We start from the raw sequence: 296 nt of genomic DNA on the forward strand, positions 1-296 counted from the left end.
CGATCAGCCCTTCGACCTCGACCCCAGCCTCATCGACCGTTTCGCTTCCATCGTCGGCGACAAATACGCGCTGCGCGACCAGGTCGACATCGCGCCTTACATCACCGAGCGGCGCGGCCTCTGGCATGGCCGCACATCCCTGGTGCTGAGGCCCGGCAGCGTTGAGGAAGTGAGCCGCATCATGCGGCTCGCAACCGAGACCGGAACGCCGATCGTGCCGCAGAGCGGCAATACCGGGCTGGTCGGCGCCCAGGTGCCCGACAAATCCGGTCACGACATCGTGCTGTCGCTGTCGC

Annotated in this window: 1 protein-coding gene; it reads left to right on the forward strand. The window is 66.6% G+C overall.

The window, feature by feature from the left end; translation table 11 throughout:
• Positions 1-31 precede the first annotated feature (31 nt).
• Positions 32-296: FAD-binding protein (locus EN851_RS35510; protein ID WP_135931127.1), on the forward strand; the 265-nt coding region annotated here is incomplete at its 3' end.

The organism is Mesorhizobium sp. M8A.F.Ca.ET.208.01.1.1, assembly GCF_004791315.1.
Lineage (GTDB): Bacteria > Pseudomonadota > Alphaproteobacteria > Rhizobiales > Rhizobiaceae > Mesorhizobium.